The sequence below is a fragment of the Jiangella alba genome (assembly GCF_900106035.1).
GTDB classification, from domain to species: domain Bacteria; phylum Actinomycetota; class Actinomycetes; order Jiangellales; family Jiangellaceae; genus Jiangella; species Jiangella alba.
Map to the genome: position 1 here is coordinate 371,920 of NZ_FNUC01000003.1, position 15,774 is coordinate 387,693.

Below are 15,774 nucleotides of genomic sequence, written 5' to 3' on the forward strand. Positions count from 1 at the left end.
CGTTGGTCAGCTCCGGTCCGGTCCCCGGATCTCGCCCCGCGGGAACACCGTCACCGGTGCGGAGCAGGTGTCCGTCCCGGCCGCGCAGACCCGGTAGGTGAACGACTCGCCCTTCCGCGGCCGGCCGATCTGGTCGACGTGCGTCCCGGTGTTCGCGACGGTCGCGACGACCAGGCCGTCGCGCTCGACGTCGACCCGGTCGGCGTCGACGCCGGTCCACGTGAGCCGGCCGTACCAGATGCCGCGCTGGTCGAACGTCTCGACCGACAGGTCCGGCTCGCCCGCCTCGCCGACCGTGAGGCGCACCGGCACCGCCGTCACCGGCGCCGCCGGGTCGTCGCCGGTCACGCACAGATGGGTGGCGTGCTCGCCCGCGGTCAGTCCGGCCGAGTCGAGCGTGACCGTCGCCGTCGCGTGCTCGCCCGGCGCGACGGTGCCCGACGCGGGGTCCACCGCCAGCCAGTCGGGCAGCGCGCACGAGACGGGCTCGCGCGGCGTCCCGTCGACGGCCATCACCAGGTGCGCGTCGGGGAACCCGAGGCTCTCCATCGTGACCGGGTCCGGCGCGCCGCAGTCGTCGGCGGAGATGTAGGACGGCCCGGTCTGCCCGGCGGCGTTGGCGCCCGGCACGACGGCGCCGACGCCCAGCAGGTCCGGCGCGGAGACCTCCAGCACGAGGGTCGCACCGGCCGGGACCTGGGCGGACACCGGCACGCTGAGCACCGTCGCGGCGGCGTCCTCGACGCTGATCGTCTCCGATGCGAGCCGGGTGAGGTTCACGTACTCGAAGGGCCCGTCCAGCGTGTAGAGGTTCACCGTGAGGTCGGCCGACGGCGTCACGAGCTGCAGGCCGAAACTGACCTCGGAGACGTCGAACGCGCCCTCGATGCCGAAGTCGGCCAGCGTGAACGTGCGCAGGAACCGGTTCGCGCGGGTGGTTCCGGTCTGCGTGCTCGAGCACACCGGCACGGCGGTCTCGACGACGTCCATCGACGCCGAGTGGGTGAGCCGGACGGCGTCGACGGCGGGCGCGTCGGCGACGTCCGTCGCCGCGTCCGGCGCGGGGTCCGGCGCCGGGCTCGACCAGGAGTCGGTGGAGCCGGCCGGAGCGGTGGCGGCCGGGCTCGACTCGACGACGGTGCCGGTGCCGGCCGGGCGGAGCGGGCCGGACAGCGTGCTCGTGGTGTCGATCGCCCAGGTCAGGTCGCGGCCGCCGGCGTTGCCGATGCTCAGCTCGAGCTGGGCGGCGTCGCCGGCCGCCACGTCGGCGGTCAGCTCACCCGGCTCGACGGTGATCGACGGCGGCGCCGGTGCGTCCGCGCCCGGCACGAACACGTAGGCCGCGCCCTGGTCGGCGACGTCGCCGACGTGTGCGTTCGGCGCGCCCACCAGGACGTCGTCGCCCGACACGGCGACCGCGGTGCCCAGGTGGTCGCCCTGCGCGGTGTCGGACCCGAGCAGGGTGCGCTGTTGCGTCCACCCCCGGCCGTCGCGGACGAACACGACGGCGGCGCCCTTGTCCAGATCGACGCCGGCGGTGTGGCCGCGGTACGGCGCGCCGGCCACGACGGTGTCGCCGTCGATCCCGACCGACCAGCCGAACCGGTCGTTGACGTGCGCGCCGGTCGAGGTCAGCTTGGCCCGCTCGGACCACGCGTCGCCGTGGCCCTCGTAGACGTAGACCGCGCCGTCGCTCGCGACGTAGTCCAGGTCCGGCCCGCTCGCACCGACCACCGCCGTGCCGCGGTCGACGTCCACCGAGGTGCCGAAGGCCAGCTCGGGCGCCGCGTCGGACGGCAGCAGCGTCGCGCGCTGCGTCCAGCCGTCCGCGTCGCCGGTGAACACGTACGCCGCGCCCTGCCGGAAGACGCCGCGGGCGGACGTGTTCGGCGCGCCGGCCACCAGCGTGGCGCCGTCGAGGGCCACCGAAGTCCCGAAGTTGCCGAACGTCGTGACATCCGAGCCGGCCAGCCGGTGCCCGGCCGACCACGTGTCGCCGTCGCGGCCGAAGACGTAGACCACGCCGGCCGCGTTGTTCTCACCCACGTGCTCGCCGGGGGCGCCGGCCGCGACGGTGTCGCCGTCGACCGCCACCGCCTGGCCCAGTTCGGCGCCCCAGCGGACGTCGGCCGTGCCGAGCTTGGCCTGCTGGGTCCAGCCGTCGCCGTCGCGGACGAACACGTACGCCGCGCCGGTCCTGGAGTCGCCCAGCCGCGCGCCGGGGGCGCCGACCACGATCGTGTCGCCGTCGACCGCGACGGACCGCCCGAACACCAGGCCCCAGTCGCGCTCGCCGTCCGGCAGCAGCGTCGCCGTCCGTTCCCACCCGTCGCCGGAGCGGGTGTAGACGTAGGCCGCGCCGGAGGCGCCGAACCCGTCGACCGTCGCCTGGGCGGCGCCCACCACGGCGGTGTCGCCGTCGATCGCGACGGTGTTGCCCAGCCGGTCGTCGGGCCCGCCGTCGGCGGTCAGCCGGGTCTGCTCGGCGTCGCCGGTCAGGCCGCTGTCGCCGACGACGGTGACCGCCAGCGGCACCGTGGTCAGGGTGTTGCGCGGGTCGTTGGTGCGCAGGCAGAGCAGCCCGCTCAGCTGGTCCGGAGCAAGCCCGGCGGAGTCGACGGTCAGCTCGATCCGGCCGGTCGCGTCCGGCGCGACGGTGCCCGCGGCCGGCGCGACGCCCAGCCAGGGCAGCTCGCCCGGCGCGGTGCAGGCCGGCGCCTCGGTGGTGCCGACGACGTTCAGCACGAGATGCACGTACGGGAAGCCGAGCGCGCCGAGGTCGGCCGGCTCGGCGATGTCGCAGCCGGGCGCCGTCAGGTACGTCGGCGCGCTCTGGCCGGCCCGGTTGCTGCCCGGCCAGAAGCCGCCGACGCCGCTCAGGTCCGGTGCGGACACCTCCGCCACCAGCGTCGCGCCGGCCGGAATCGTCCCGGTGACCGGCACCGTCGCGAGCGTCTGACGCTGCGGCTGCAGGGTCTGCGTCGCGCTGCCGACCGGTGTCAGGTTGGCCCGGGTCAGCGGCGCGGCCGGGTCGGTCAGCGTGTAGAGGGCGACGGTGAGGTCCTGCGCGACGGTCAGGCTCTCGACACCGAACTCCACCTGGGTCACGTCGAACGCGTCACCGACGCCGAAGTCGGCCAGCGTGAACGTGCGCAGGTACGAGTTCGCGCTGGTCGTGACGCCGTCGTCGGCGGAGCACGCGATGGTGTTGCCGGCCACGATCGCCTGCGACGCCGAGTGCGTCAGCGTCTGGGTGACGGCGTCGTCCGGCTCGCGCTCGGGGACGACGGCCGCGGCGTCGGTCCCGGCGGCGCCGTCCGTGGCGAGCATGCCGCCCGGGGTGGCCGGCGCCGTCTCGACCGGTGTCACCGGGCCGCGCGGGCGGCGCAGCTCCTCGTCGGCGTACACCTCCCAGCGCAGGTCGGTGTTGCCTCCGTTGCCGAGCGTCAGGGTGTGCGTGGCCGTCTCGTCCGGCCGCTGCGTCGCGGTGATGCTGCCCGGCGTCACGCTCAGCGACGGCGGGACCTCCTCGCGCGGCGTGACGACGACGGGATAGTGCGACGGCGCGACGGCGCGGCCGTTCGCGTGCGTCGCGTCGGTGGTGAACCGGACGTCGGCGAACGACGGGCGGCCCAGGGGCACCGCGGCGAGGTCGGCCGTGACGGTGACCTCGACCTCCTGGGTGGCGCCCGGCGCCAGGGTGAGCTCGGCCGGCTCGACGGCGACGGCGAACCCGTCGGGCGCGGTCGTGCTCGCGGTGTAGGTGGCGGCGACGTCGGCGACGTTGCGCACCGTCCGGGTCCAGGAGCAGGTGCCCACGCAGGTGCCGTCGACGAACGCCGGCAGGTTGAGCGTGGCCGGGTCGCCGCCGGCGGCGGGATCGGCGGCGCGGAAGTCCTCGTACGACTCGTCCATGACGAGCCCGGCCCGCCCGGCGGCGTCGAGGTCGATGCGGCCGGAGCCGACGTCGAGCGGGTCGGCCGGCGTGGCGCCGTTCTCCTCCAGGATCGCCGTGTCCGCGGTCGCGGCCAGCGCGGAGCGGATCTCGGCCGGCGACCACTCGGGGTGCAGGGCGGTCAGCAACGCGCCGGCGCCCGCGACGTGCGGCGAGGCCATCGAAGTGCCGCTGTTGACCATGTACTGGTCCGGGTCGCCATCGCGTTCCGCGCCCGCGGCGAGGATGTCGACGCCCGGCGCGGCGAAGCTCGGCGCCAGCAGGTCGAGCCGGCTCGGCCCGCGGGAGCTGAACCCCTCGACGAGGTCCTGCCAGTCGTGGTTCTCGATCAGCGTGGTGGCGGCGTTGACGCGGGCGGTGAGCACGGCGCCGGCGGCGCGTAGTGCGGCGGCGGAGCGCTGCTCGACCATCAGCGCCGGGATCGTGGTGTCCTCCAGCGCGCCCATGGCGGTCGGCGGGCCGGCGACGTTGTTGGCGACCAGCACCGCGACGGCGCCGGCCGAGGCCGCGTTCGTGACCTTGACGGAGAAGTCGCAGTCGCCGCGGTCGATCAGCGCCAGCGCGCCGTCGAACGTCCCCGCCGCGAACGACGCGCAGCCGGCCGCGTTGCCCGGCGCGACGACGGCAGCGTCGCGCAGCTCCGCCTCCAGGTCGGCCGCGGGCGCCGGGCCGCTGCCCGGAACGGCGGGCAGCGCGGTCAGCCCGTCCGGGACCGGAACCGGGCCGACGACGTCGACGGTGTTCGCGAACGCCCGATAGGTGGTGGTCGCGGCCACGGCGGCGTTCCAGGGGCCGCTGTGCGCGACGGTGCTCTCGCCGGGGCCGTCGTTGCCGGCCGACGCCGCGACGAAGACGCCGGCGTTGAACGCCTCCAGGAACGCGAGGTCGACGATGTCGTTCCACGGGTCGTCGGAGCCGCTGATGCTGTAGTTGAGCACGTCGACGCCGTCCGCGATGGCCTGCTCGACGGCGGCGACGCTGCTGGTGCCGGGGCACGACGGCGAACAGACGAGGTAGGAGATGACGTTCGCGTGCGGCGCGACGCCCTGCACCGTCCGCGTGAAGGTGCCGTTGCCGATGGTGGCGGTCGCCTCGTGCACGTTGCCGGCCGCCGTGCTCGCCGTGTGACTGCCGTGACCGTCGTCGTCGCGGGCATCGGGCGCGCTGGGGTGGAAGTTCCACGCGCCGACCAGCTTGTCGTTGCAGATGTCCTCGTGGTCGGGGTGCTCCGGCGCGCAGACGCCCACGTAGTTCCCCGTGCCGAACGGGTTGGCCGGCGTGTAGCCGTCGCCGCCCGTGGCCGCGAACGACGGGTGCCCGGGGTTGATGCCGCTGTCGATGACGCCGACCAGGACGCCCTCGCCGCGGGTCCCGGCGTCACTGCCGGTCGCGCCGTCCCAGACGCTCGGGGTGTTGATGAGCTCGTGGCTGACGTCGGTGAGCGGCTCGCGCTCGACGTCGCGGTAGACGGCGGCGACACCCGGAAGCCGCGTCAGCCGTTCCGCCTCGTCGTCGTCGACCCGTACGGCCAGGCCGTTGACCACGGCGCGGTACTCGAAGGCCACCTCGACCTCGCGGTCAAGGGCGTCGTCGATGCCGGCGCGCAGGTCGTCCTGGCCGTCCTCCAGGTGAGCGAGGTACGCGCGGCTGGCCGGTGCGTCGACGTCCAGCCGCGGCGCTCCGGTGACCTGCGGGCTGGTCGGGGCCAGCCCGGCGGCGTCGCCGGCGTACGTCGCCAGCGACGGCTCGGCGAGCTCGACCACCCACAGCCCGGTCCCCTCGCCCTCGGTGGCGACGAGCGGGGCGGGCTGCTCCCCGGCCGTGGCGTCAGCGGGTGGCGGTCCAGCGGTCGGTGACTGGGCGGCAGCCGCCGCGGGCAGCAACGCCGCCACGGTGAACGCGCCGAGCAGGCCGGCCGTGACTCTGCGTGCGATCAACGGGGACTCCTCGCATCGGGAACCGGTTCAGGCAGCCTGCCGTCCGGCGCGTGTCGTCACCATTGCGAATTGTGGTGAATTTTGCTCGCAGACCGAGGTGATCGTGTCCGGGGCTGGGAGTAGCGTCGCGTCATGGCGGGCGCGCGGCTGCGGCGACGAACGGTGCTGGCTGGTGCGCCGGCGCTGCTGGTGGGCTGTACCTCCGGCGAGCACGACCACCCCGGGCAGCCGGCCGCTGCCACCTCGCCGCCGTCGCTCGCGGAGCTCGACCTCACCGACTGGGAGGTGGTGCGCGGCCAGTTCGCGCTCGACCCCGAGCTGGCCCACTTCGCCGCGTACGTGCTGGCCAGCCACCCGGCGCCGGTGCGGGCCGCCGTCGAGCGGTGGCGCGACGCGCTCGAGGCGGACCCTGCGGCGGCCGTCGAGGGGAGGTGGAACACGACGACGAGGTGCGGGCGGCCGCCGCGGGGTACCTCGGGGTCGACGCGGCCGCGATCGCGCTGACCGGCAGCACGACCATGGGGCTCGGCCTCGTCTACCACGGGCTCGCGCTGCGCCCCGGCGACCACGTCCTCACCACCACCCACGACTTCTACTCCACGCACGAGGCGCTGCGGCTGGCGGCCGCCCGAGCCGGCGCCGAGGTCGAGCAGGTCGCCCTCTACGACGACCCCGCCGCGGCGTCGGCGGACGAGGTGACCGGACGGCTGGCGGCGGCCATCCGGCCGGCCACGCGGGTCGTCGCGCTGACGTGGGTGCACTCGAGCACCGGAGTGAAGCTGCCGGTGCGCGCCATCGCCGACGCCGTCGCCGCGGCCAACGCCGGCCGGGCCGACGCCGACCGCGCGATCCTGGTGCTCGACGCCGTCCACGGGCTGGGCGCCGACGCCGCGCAGCCCGGCGACCTCGGCTGCGACGTGTTCGTGTCGGGCACGCACAAGTGGCTGTTCGGCCCGCGCGGCACCGGCCTGGTCTGGGCCGCGGCGGGCGCGGGGGTCGCGGTCGCGCCGACCATCCCGTCGTTCACCGCGCCCAGCTTCGTCAACTGGTTCTCCGGCGACGACCAGCCCAGCCCGTTCGGCGTCGGCAACACCCCCGGCGGCTACCAGGCGTTCGAGCACCGCTGGGCCGCCACCGAGGCGTTCGCGTTCCACCAGGCCATCGGGCCCGACCGCGTCGCCGCGCGCACGCAGGAACTGGCGACGCGCCTCAAGGACGGCCTGGCCGACGTCGGTGGCGTCCGGCTGGTCACGCCGCGCGACCCCGGGCTGTCGGCCGGGCTGGTCTGTGTCGAGGTCGCCCGCGGCGACCCGTCCGAGCTGGTCCGGCAGCTGCGCGACGCACGCATCGTCGCCTCCCTGACGCCGTACCGCGAGACCTACGTCCGGTTCGGCACCAGCATCGTCACGACCCCTGACCAGGTCGACGCCGCCGTCGAGGCGGTCGACGAGCTCACCCGGTAGCCCGTCCGCACGCCGCCGGACGACCGCGATGCGGCCGTTCCGGTTGACACGGCGCGTCCCTGGTCTGAGAATTCGAACCGACCGTTGCATCTGATGAAACAGGTGACGAGTGGACGAGGGTCGGCTGGCCGGACGGGTGGCGCTGGTGACGGGCGCGTCCCGTGGCATCGGCGCGGCGGTGGCCCGAGCGTACGCCGCCGAGGGCGCGTCCGTCGCGCTGGGCTACGAGCCGCGTGCCGACATGGCCGCACAGGCCGAGGAGCTCGCGGCCGAGCTGCGCACGGCCGGCACGAAGGCGGTCGCGCTGGCGGCCGACCTCGCCGACCCCGGCGCCGTCCAGGAGCTGGTCGACGGCGCCCGCGCCCACCTCGGCCCGCTCGACATCGTCGTCGCCAACGCCGCGCTGTCGGCGCAGTCGTCGTGGCGCGACATCAGCGTCGCCGACTGGGACCGCGTCTTCGCCGTCAACCTGCGCGGCAGCTGGCTGCTGGCCCGCGCCGCGTACCCCGACCTCGTCGCCGGCGGCCGCGGCTCGATCATCACCGTCAGCAGCGTCATGGCCCGCACCGGACAGGCCGGCGCGCTGCACTACACCGCCAGCAAGGCCGGCATCATCGGGCTCACCCGGGCGCTGGCGCGCGAGGCCGGCCCCGACGGCGTCCGCGTCAACGCCGTCATGCCCGGCGCCATCCGCACCGAGCACGAGGAGGCGCTCGAGCCCGACCCCGACGCGGTGTTCGAGCAGATCACCGCCGTGCAGGCACTGAAGCGACGGGGGACCGCGGCCGACGTCGCCGGCGCCTTCGTCTACCTCGCCGGCGACGAGAGCGCGTTCGTCACCGGCCAGGTCCTCACCGTCGACGGGGGCTGGGTGTTCGGCTGACGTAGGCTGGCCGGTCGTGTTCACCCCGGACGAGCGCTCGGCGCTCCGCGACGCCCTGGTCTGCGCCGCCCGCGCCGACGACCGCATCGACGGCGCCGCGCTCACCGGGTCGGCGGCGCGCGGCGCCGAGGACGACTGGTCCGACATCGACCTCGCGTTCGGCCTGGCCGACGGCGCCGACCAGGCCGCGGTGATGGCCGACTGGACCGCCGTCATGTGCCAGCGCCACGGCGCGGTCGCGCACCTCGACTCCCCGCGCGGCGGCACCATCTACCGGGTGTTCCTGCTGGCCAGCACGTTGCAGGTGGACATCGCGTTCGCGCCGGCCGCGGAGTTCGGCGCCATCGCCCCGACCTTCCGGCTGCTGTTCGGCGCCGCCCGCGACGTCCCGGCCGCGACGCCGCCGGCGGCCGGCGGGCTGGTCGGGATGGGCTGGCTGTACGCGCTGCACGCGCGGTCCAGCATCGAGCGCGGCCGGGCCTGGCAGGCGCTGTACATGATCAACGGCCTGCGCGACCAGGTCGTCGCGCTGGCCTGCCTGCGCCACGACCTCCCCGCCCACCAGGGCCGCGGCGTCGACGCCCTGCCCGAGTCCGTGACGGCGCCGCTGGCCGGCTCGCTCGTCGGCGCCCTCGACGACCCGGCGCTGCGCCGCGCGTTCGCCGTCGCGACCGAGGCGCTGCTGGCCGAGGCCCGCCACGTCGACCCCGACCTGGCCGACCGGCTGACGGCGCCGCTGCGGGCGCTGTCAGGCGGCTCAGTCGCGGCCGGCGACGAACCGCAGTAGGGCGGGGTCGGCCGACGTGAAGCGGTCGACCTCTTCGCCGCCGTCGCAGCGGCACAGGGCGACGGTGACGCCCGCCGCCGTGCGGGCGACGACGCGCCACTCGCCGCCCGCGTTCTCCCAGCGTGTCACCACACCGACCGGGTCGTCGCTCATGGAACCCACTCTAAGCGGGCCGTGCTCACGCCTGCCGGTTCGGGATGCTCGCGCCCTGTGCCTGGACGACCCGCCACCCGCCGTCGTGGAACAGCCAGGTGCGCGTGTAGACCATCTCGGCCTCGAACGGCTGGCCGCCCGCGAGGCCCGCGATGCTGACCCACGCCCGCGTGACCCCCGCCGCATCGAACTGACGAGCGCTGCCCTGGCGCTGTTCCAGCCTCGTCAGCCGCAGCTGCCCGGAGGAGTGCGACTCCAGGTCCTGTGACTTGCTGAAGGTGCCGCCATCGGGGGCGACGTAGACGACGTCGGCGTGCAGCAGGGAGTCCAGCGCGACGACGTCGCCTGCCAGTTGGGCCCGCTGCAACTCGGTCTCGGCGGCGGCCAGCGAGCCGGCAGGGGCGTCCGGGGTGTGTGGCATGAGCCGCATCGTACGCGTCACACTAACCGCGGTTCCGCTCGAACAGGGTGATCAGGACGCCCTCGCCGACGGTCCGCGACTCGGTGAGCCGCCACCGCGTGCGGTCGGTGGTCTCGCCGAACAGCCGGCGGCCGTGGCCGAGCAGCACCGGGTACGTCATCAGGTGCAGCTCGTCGACGAGGTCGTGCTCGAGCAGCTCCTGCGCCAGCCGGATGCTGCCGGCCACCTGCAGTTCGCCGTCGACCTCGTCCTTGAGCTTCGCCACCTGGGTGGCGATGTCGCCGCTGATGACCTGCGTGTTGTTCCACGTCGGCTCGGTCAGCGTCGACGACACGACGTACTTGCGCATGCCGTTGTACTTGTCGGCGAGCTCGCCCTCCTCCTGCGGCCAGGCGGCGGCGAACCCGTCGTAGGTCACACGGCCGAGCAGCAGCGCCTCGGCGCCGAGCGCCTCGTCGACCTTGAACTGCTCGCCCTCCTCGCCGCTGTCGAAGTCGAAGCTCCAGGCCTCGTACTTGAAGTCCTCGCCGCCGCCCGGCGACTGCACGACGCCGTCGAGGCTGCTGAACTCCGTCACGACGATGCGTCCCATGTCAGGCCCCCTCGACGAACGCGCGCAGGGCCGGCGCCAGCACCTCGGGGGTGGTGGCGTGGTTCTCGCCCGGCACCGGCTGCAGCGTGGCCGTCGGCAGCAGCTCGGCCACCGCACGCGGGCCGGGGATCAGCGCCGGCCACGTGTCGATGCCGTGCATGACCAGCACGGGGACGTCGACGGACGTCCACCGGTCGGCCGGCAGCGGGTTGCCGGACATTGTCGTGCCCATGATGCGGCCGTCGTAGGCGATGGTCGGCGCGATGCCGAGCATGACCGGCCAGAAGTCGCTGTGCCGCATACCCTCCACGGCCTCGGGCGGCATGCCGGCGGCGGCTGTCATGAACAGCTCGACGGCGTCGCCGGGCCGGCCGGCCGCGTTGGCGGCGTCGAGACGCTCGACGTAGTCGGACGGCAGCGGCGGGCGGACGTCGTCGACGACGAACGGCGGTTCGAACGCGGCGACGTGGCTGACCGGCACCAGGCCGGACGCGGCTGCGTCGAGCGCCAGCACACCCCCGGACGACCAGCCGAACAGCACGGCCGGGCCGCCGCCGGTGGCGTCGACCAGCGCGGCGAGGTCCTCGATCTCGCGCTCGATGGCGTACGGGGCGGTGTCGGTGCTGTTGCCGCGGCCGCGGCGGTCGTAGGTGACGGTGCGGAATCCGTCGGCCAGCAGCTTGCCGGTCTCGGCGTTCAGCGGGTTGATCGCGGGGTAGCCGGTGGCGCCGTCGATCATGATCAGCGTCCGGCCCTCGCCGTAGGTGTCGAACGCGATGGTGGTGCCGTCCTTGGAAGTGACCGTGCTCATCTCGTGCTCCCGAATCTCGTGGTGGCTTGGAACTAGACGGTACAGTACTCACACGAGTACGGAACTGTCTAGTACTCTCTGATGCGGGAGTGAGGAGAAGGCATGGTTCTCGAGGACGTTGAGGAAGGCCGCACGGCACGCAAGCGGCGAGCCATCGTCGAGGCGGCCACGGAGGTGTTCCTCCAGCACGGCTACATCGGCGCCAGCATGGACCAGGTGGCGGCGAAGGCCGCGGTCTCCAAGCAGACCGTCTACAAGCAGTTCGCCGACAAGGAGCACCTGTTCGCCGAGATCATCGCCGGGCGCACCGACACCCTCGGCGACCGGCTGGCCGCCGTGTACGCGACGCTCGACGACGCCACCGACGTGCGCACCGCCGTGCGCGACGTCGGGCGGCAACTGCTGCGGAGCCTCAGCCGGCCCGAGGTGCTGCAGCTGCGCCGACTGGTCATCGCCGAGGCCGACCGCTTCCCCGACGTCTCCGGCACCTGGTGGGAGCGCGCCTTCCACCCGTCGCTGGTGCTGCTCGGCGACGCGCTGGAGCGCATGTCCGCGCGCGGCCTGCTGCGCGAGCTCGACGACCCCACCCTGGCGGCGTACCACCTCGCCGGACTGGTCATGTACAAGCCGATGAACCGGATGATGTTCGCCGGCACCGCCGCCGTGCCGCCGCCCGACGAGCTGGACGTGCTGGCCGAGCGCGCCGCCGACGTGTTCGTCGCCGCGTACGGACGGTGACGCCGCGGCTGATCGTGCTCAACGGCCCGCCGGCGGCCGGCAAGTCGACGCTGGCCCTGCGCTACGCCGCCGATCACCCGCTGACCCTGAATCTCGACGTCGACCGGGTCCGCGACCTCATCGGCGGCTGGCGCGACGACCCCGGCGCCGCGGGGCTGCTGGCTCGCGCGGTCGCCGTCGCCGCGGCGCGCACCCACCTGCGGGCCGGCCACGACGTCGTCGTTCCTCAGCTCGTGGCCCGGCCCGGGTTCCTGGAGGAGCTCGAGGCGGTGGCGGCGCAGGCCGGGGCGGCGTTCCACGAACTGGTGCTGACCGACGACCGGGCGGCTGTACTACGACGGTTCGCCGATCGTGCTGGTACGGCTCCCGGCGCACCGCAGGACGAGCCGGACGAGGTCGCGGCCCTGTACGACCGGCTGACGGCCTACGTGGCGCGGCGGCCACGCGCCGTCGCCGTCCCGGCCCCCACCGGCGCCGTCGACGAGACGTACCGCCGGGTGCTCGCCCTGCTCGGCGCCGAGGTCTGACGAGGTCTGACGAGGCGCGCCTGGTGGGTCGGCTGTGCTGGATCGGCTGGCGGGTTGTGCCGGTACGGCTGCCGTGGCTGGGCCGTGGTCTGAGGGGTACCGGTTGGGTCGCCGCTGTGCTGGATCGGCTGGCGGGCCGTGCCGGTACGGCTCCCGTGGCCGGGCCGTGGTCTGAGGGGTACCGGTTGGGTCGCCGCTGTGCTGGATCGGCTTGCGGGTCGTGCCGGTACGGCTGCCGCGGCCGGGCCCTGGTTCGAGGGCGCGCCGGTCGGGTCGCCGCTGTGCTGGATCGGCTTGCGGGTCGTGCCGGTACGGCTCCCGCGGCCGGGCCCTGGTCCGAGGGGTACCGGTCGAGTCGCCGCTGTGCTGGATCGGCTCGCGGGCCGTGCCAGTACCGCTGCCGTGGCCGGGCCCGATCGAGGTGCGCCGGCCCGGGCTGCGGTCCCGGGCCGGCGCACCTCGCTGCGGACGGGCCTCTCGGCCCGCGGCGGGCGGCGTCAGCCGGCCCGCAGATCCTTCTGCGCCTGAGCCGCGGCGACGAGGACGTCCTGGCGCTCGCGGCGGGTGAACCGGCCGGCCGCCTGCCACTGCGACGACACCTCTTCGACGCGGCGGACGAACAGGCCGTGGCTGGCGAACGGCGCGGCCGCCCAGACCTTGTCGAGGAAGCTGTCGCCGTCGTCGTCGCGGGCCTCGTTCGAGACACCCGAGTCGACGGAGCCGAACACGACCTTCGGCTCCACCCGCTTGTAGTACACGTGGTGCGCGTCGTTGATGCCGACGTACAGCGGGCGCAGCGTGTGCTCGTGCGTGGCGAAGAAGTTCGGCTCGTCCAGCGACTCGACGGCCGCCGCCAGATCGCCGTCGAGCTTGAGCGACGGGTAGAACGTGAACTGCCGCCAGTCCCGCGACCGGTTCAGCGCCGGCAGCACCAGCGGGCCGTGGAAGATGCTCTCGACCGCCGGGTCGTCCAGTGCGCGCTCGGTGTGCAGGCCGAACGGCATCGCGACGTCGATGCGGTCGCCCGGCGCCCACGTCCGGTCCAGCGTCAGGTACGTCCCCGGCTCGGCCGCGGCGTCGACGGCGGCGCCGTTCACCGTCACCGTGAAGCCGCGCCGCGCCCAGACCGGCACCCGCAGCTTGACCGCGAGCGGGCCGCTGCCGTCGACCGTGATCGAGGTCGACTCCTGCCGCGGGAAGTCCGTCACCTGCGTGACGGTGAACCCCTTCTCCGCCCAGTCCAGTGTTGACGCGATGTACAGATTGACGTACAGAGTTGAGGCGTCCGCCGACTGCGCGTAGATCGTCTCCTGGTACTTCGTGTGGTTCTCCATGCCGGTGCCGCCGCAGCAGGTGCCGTTGTTGCCGAAGCCGCGGGTGGCGCCCGGGTGGGCCGGCAGGAAGTACGTCACCTGCGGGTCGCTGGCGCTGTCGTTGTCGCGACGCGAGCCGAGGATGTGGTTCGTCAGGCCGCGCTCGTAGTAGTCCATGTACGCCGGGTCGGGGTTGTGGAAGTACAGGTTCCGGGTCAGCTTCAGCAGGTTGTACGACGAGCAGGTCTCGCCGCCGCCGCTGGTCGTCCCCGCCGTCGCGGCCTGGTAGTGCAGCGACTCGGAGATGTCGCCGCGCGGCTGGAACAGCTCCGGGTTGGTGTTCTCGGGCCGCCCGGGTGCGGCGCCGTACTGGCCGCCGGCCGCGCCGTGACTGAACATCCGGTGCGGGATGATCATGTGCCAGAAGTTGTCCGCCGCGGTGAAGTACTCGGCGTTGGCCTCGGTGTCCTGCTCGTAGATGCGCAGGTAGCCGGTGAACTGCGGCACGTGCTGGTTGACGTGGATGCCGGTGAGCACGTCGCGGTCCTCGAGCGCCGCCGGGAACACCGTCCGCCGGTTGTCGAACGCCTTCGCCGCGGCCAGGTGGTTGGCGCTGCGCTCCGGGTCGGTGTCGATGGCGGCCAGGTGGGCGAGGTTCTCGTTCGAGCCGCCGAACTCGCCGGCGATGTGCAGCGACCACATGCGGTTGAGGTTCTCGCGCGGCACCCGCGACAGGCGGCTGTGCACCCAGTCGCCCATCTTCGTGACGATCTCCAGCGCCCGCTCGCTGCCAGCCAGGTGGTACGCGTCGATGAGGCCGCGCATGATCTTGTGCAGCGTGTAGTACGGCGCCCAGATGCCGGTGCCGCTGTAGGTGGTGAACTCCTCGAGCCGGATGAACTGCGCCTCGGTGTACGCCGACAGGAAGCCCGGGTGCCGGCGCCCGTCCGTCGCGCCGAGGAACTCGCCGTGGCGGCCACGTCCGGACGAGTCGGTGACCACCGGGCCGGGCGCTTCGTCGAAGCGGTACCAGGCGACGTCGGCGCTCGCCGACGCCGGATCGGCGGCGACGGCCGCCACCTCGGCGGCGTCGAGGCCGCGGCCGAAGATTTGGAACTCGTCCATCAGGCCGTTCAGGAACTTGATGTTGACCTGCGGGAACTGGGCCCGCCCGAGCCAGTTGGCCGGCGTGCTGCCCAGGTCGGACGGCGACAGCGTCAGCTCGCCGCTGCCCGCCGCGACCCCGTTGACGTAGAGGGTGCCGGTGCTGCCGGACTTGACGATCGCGACGTGCGCCCACTGGCCCGCCGTCAGCGCCGTCGTCGCCTGGACGCGCTGCTCCGCCGCCGCGCCGCCGGTCGTGATGGCGAACCGCGGGCCGGTGTCGTTGTGCACCGTCAGGTACATCCGCGACAGCGAGTCCGACGCGGCGTCGCCCGGGTGGCCGAAGTCGAACACGCGGGCGTTGTCGTCGCGCACGGCCGACTTCACCCACGCGGCGACGGTGAAGTCGGTCAGGCCGCTGACGATGCCCTCCGGCAGCCGGATGAAGTCGGCGTCGCCGGTGATGTGGCCGTTCGGGGTGCCGGTGAACCGGATCGCCGTCCCGTGCCGCCCCTCGACCCTGGGCGTGGGCCGGGCCGCCAGCGCCGCGAACGCGTCCTGGCACTCGCCCAGCGCCTCGACCATGTAGTCGAGCTTGTCCTTGAAGATCTGCTCACCGGTCGACGCCCACGACTGCGCCAGCAGCGTCAGGAAGTGCCCGCTGAAGTGGCCGCGCAGGTTGCCGTCGGGCGACTCCCAGCTGCCGATCGGGTTCACGCCCTTGTGGTCCAGTCCGGCCGTGACGCGGAAGCTGCGCAGCATGCGGTCCGGCCCGCGCTGGTCGTCGCGCACGCCGTTGACGACGCTCGGGCCGTACTCGCGGGCGTAGTTGAGCAGCCGGTTCCGCTTCTCCTTGAAGACGCTGTCGCCGAGGGTCACCTGGCTCAGCGTGAACGGGCGCACCTGCCAGCTGTCGGCGATCGGGAGGTTTGGCTGGCTGGCCGCCGCGTTGGCCGCGGTTGCCGCGGAGGCGCTGCCGGGCGCGGCACCGGCGCTGCCGGCCGCCATGGTGCCGACGGCCGGTGCCGCGGCCGCCAGGGCCCCCAGGCGGATAACGGTGCGCCGGGACAGGTCCTTGTTCATGTGGTTC

The 15,774-nt window shown here is 74.0% G+C and carries 12 protein-coding genes; 6 read left to right on the forward strand and 6 right to left on the reverse strand.

The window, feature by feature from the left end:
* Positions 1–6: 6 nt before the first annotated feature.
* Positions 7–5,892, reverse strand: a complete 5,886-nt coding sequence (locus BLV02_RS04410; RefSeq protein WP_069110326.1) for a S8 family serine peptidase — start codon at positions 5,890–5,892, stop codon at positions 7–9.
* A 132-nt stretch (positions 5,893–6,024) separates the two neighbouring features.
* On the opposite strand from BLV02_RS04410, the gene BLV02_RS36270 reads away from it, so the two are divergent.
* From BLV02_RS36270 to BLV02_RS04430, 4 genes are all read left to right on the forward strand, one after another.
* Positions 6,025–6,396 (forward strand): hypothetical protein, encoded by a 372-nt coding sequence (locus BLV02_RS36270; protein WP_069110325.1) that lies wholly within the window; start codon positions 6,025–6,027, stop codon positions 6,394–6,396.
* Positions 6,324–7,355, forward strand: coding sequence for an aminotransferase class V-fold PLP-dependent enzyme (locus BLV02_RS04420; protein WP_171906693.1), 1,032 nt, complete (start codon positions 6,324–6,326; stop codon positions 7,353–7,355). The genes BLV02_RS36270 and BLV02_RS04420 overlap by 73 nt, the downstream gene beginning before the upstream one ends.
* A gap of 109 nt (positions 7,356–7,464) precedes the next feature.
* Positions 7,465–8,238 (forward strand): SDR family NAD(P)-dependent oxidoreductase, encoded by a 774-nt coding sequence (locus BLV02_RS04425; protein WP_069110323.1) that lies wholly within the window; start codon positions 7,465–7,467, stop codon positions 8,236–8,238.
* A 16-nt stretch (positions 8,239–8,254) separates the two neighbouring features.
* Positions 8,255–9,025: a nucleotidyltransferase domain-containing protein gene (locus BLV02_RS04430; protein WP_069110322.1), complete on the forward strand. Its 771-nt coding sequence runs from the start codon at positions 8,255–8,257 to the stop codon at positions 9,023–9,025.
* Here the strand turns inward: BLV02_RS04430 and BLV02_RS04435 are convergent.
* From BLV02_RS04435 to BLV02_RS04450, 4 genes are read right to left on the reverse strand one after another with little or no spacing between them, the layout of a single operon-like run.
* On the reverse strand, positions 8,996–9,178 hold the full coding sequence (locus BLV02_RS04435) for a hypothetical protein (protein WP_069110321.1): 183 nt from the start codon (positions 9,176–9,178) through the stop codon (positions 8,996–8,998). The genes BLV02_RS04430 and BLV02_RS04435 overlap by 30 nt on opposite strands.
* A 25-nt stretch (positions 9,179–9,203) precedes the next feature.
* Positions 9,204–9,599, reverse strand: a complete 396-nt coding sequence (locus tag BLV02_RS04440; RefSeq protein ID WP_069110320.1) for a nuclear transport factor 2 family protein — start codon at positions 9,597–9,599, stop codon at positions 9,204–9,206.
* 22 nt (positions 9,600–9,621) lie between these two features.
* The gene (locus BLV02_RS04445; RefSeq protein WP_069110319.1) at positions 9,622–10,191 is read right to left on the reverse strand and encodes a dihydrofolate reductase family protein; all 570 of its coding nucleotides are present in this window, start codon (positions 10,189–10,191) and stop codon (positions 9,622–9,624) included.
* A 1-nt stretch (position 10,192) separates the two neighbouring features.
* Entirely contained in the window at positions 10,193–11,002 is an 810-nt protein-coding gene (locus BLV02_RS04450; protein WP_069110318.1) for an alpha/beta fold hydrolase, read from the reverse strand.
* A gap of 102 nt (positions 11,003–11,104) precedes the next feature.
* On the opposite strand from BLV02_RS04450, the gene BLV02_RS04455 reads away from it, so the two are divergent.
* Positions 11,105–11,740 (forward strand): TetR/AcrR family transcriptional regulator, encoded by a 636-nt coding sequence (locus BLV02_RS04455; RefSeq protein WP_069110317.1) that lies wholly within the window; start codon positions 11,105–11,107, stop codon positions 11,738–11,740.
* Entirely contained in the window at positions 11,737–12,267 is a 531-nt protein-coding gene (locus BLV02_RS04460; protein WP_069110316.1) for an AAA family ATPase, read from the forward strand. Before BLV02_RS04455 ends, BLV02_RS04460 begins: the two co-directional genes overlap by 4 nt.
* A 497-nt stretch (positions 12,268–12,764) precedes the next feature.
* Here BLV02_RS04460 and BLV02_RS04465 read toward each other — a convergent pair whose 3' ends face one another.
* Complete coding sequence (locus tag BLV02_RS04465) at positions 12,765–15,767, reverse strand: beta-L-arabinofuranosidase domain-containing protein (protein ID WP_074946142.1); 3,003 nt, start codon at positions 15,765–15,767, stop codon at positions 12,765–12,767.
* Between the last annotated feature and the right edge of the window lie 7 nt (positions 15,768–15,774).

Bases quoted from the DNA above. Each gene is read 5' to 3' on its own strand.
- BLV02_RS04445 (WP_069110319.1), bottom strand. From the start codon at position 10,191: ATGGGACGCATCGTCGTGACGGAGTTCAGCAGCCTCGACGGCGTCGTG.
- BLV02_RS04465 (WP_074946142.1), bottom strand. From the start codon at position 15,767: ATGAACAAGGACCTGTCCCGGCGCACCGTTATCCGCCTGGGGGCCCTG.
- BLV02_RS04450 (WP_069110318.1), bottom strand. From the start codon at position 11,002: ATGAGCACGGTCACTTCCAAGGACGGCACCACCATCGCGTTCGACACC.
- BLV02_RS04455 (WP_069110317.1), top strand. From the start codon at position 11,105: ATGGTTCTCGAGGACGTTGAGGAAGGCCGCACGGCACGCAAGCGGCGA.
- BLV02_RS04440 (WP_069110320.1), bottom strand. From the start codon at position 9,599: ATGCCACACACCCCGGACGCCCCTGCCGGCTCGCTGGCCGCCGCCGAG.
- BLV02_RS36270 (WP_069110325.1), top strand. From the start codon at position 6,025: ATGGCGGGCGCGCGGCTGCGGCGACGAACGGTGCTGGCTGGTGCGCCG.
- BLV02_RS04435 (WP_069110321.1), bottom strand. From the start codon at position 9,178: ATGAGCGACGACCCGGTCGGTGTGGTGACACGCTGGGAGAACGCGGGC.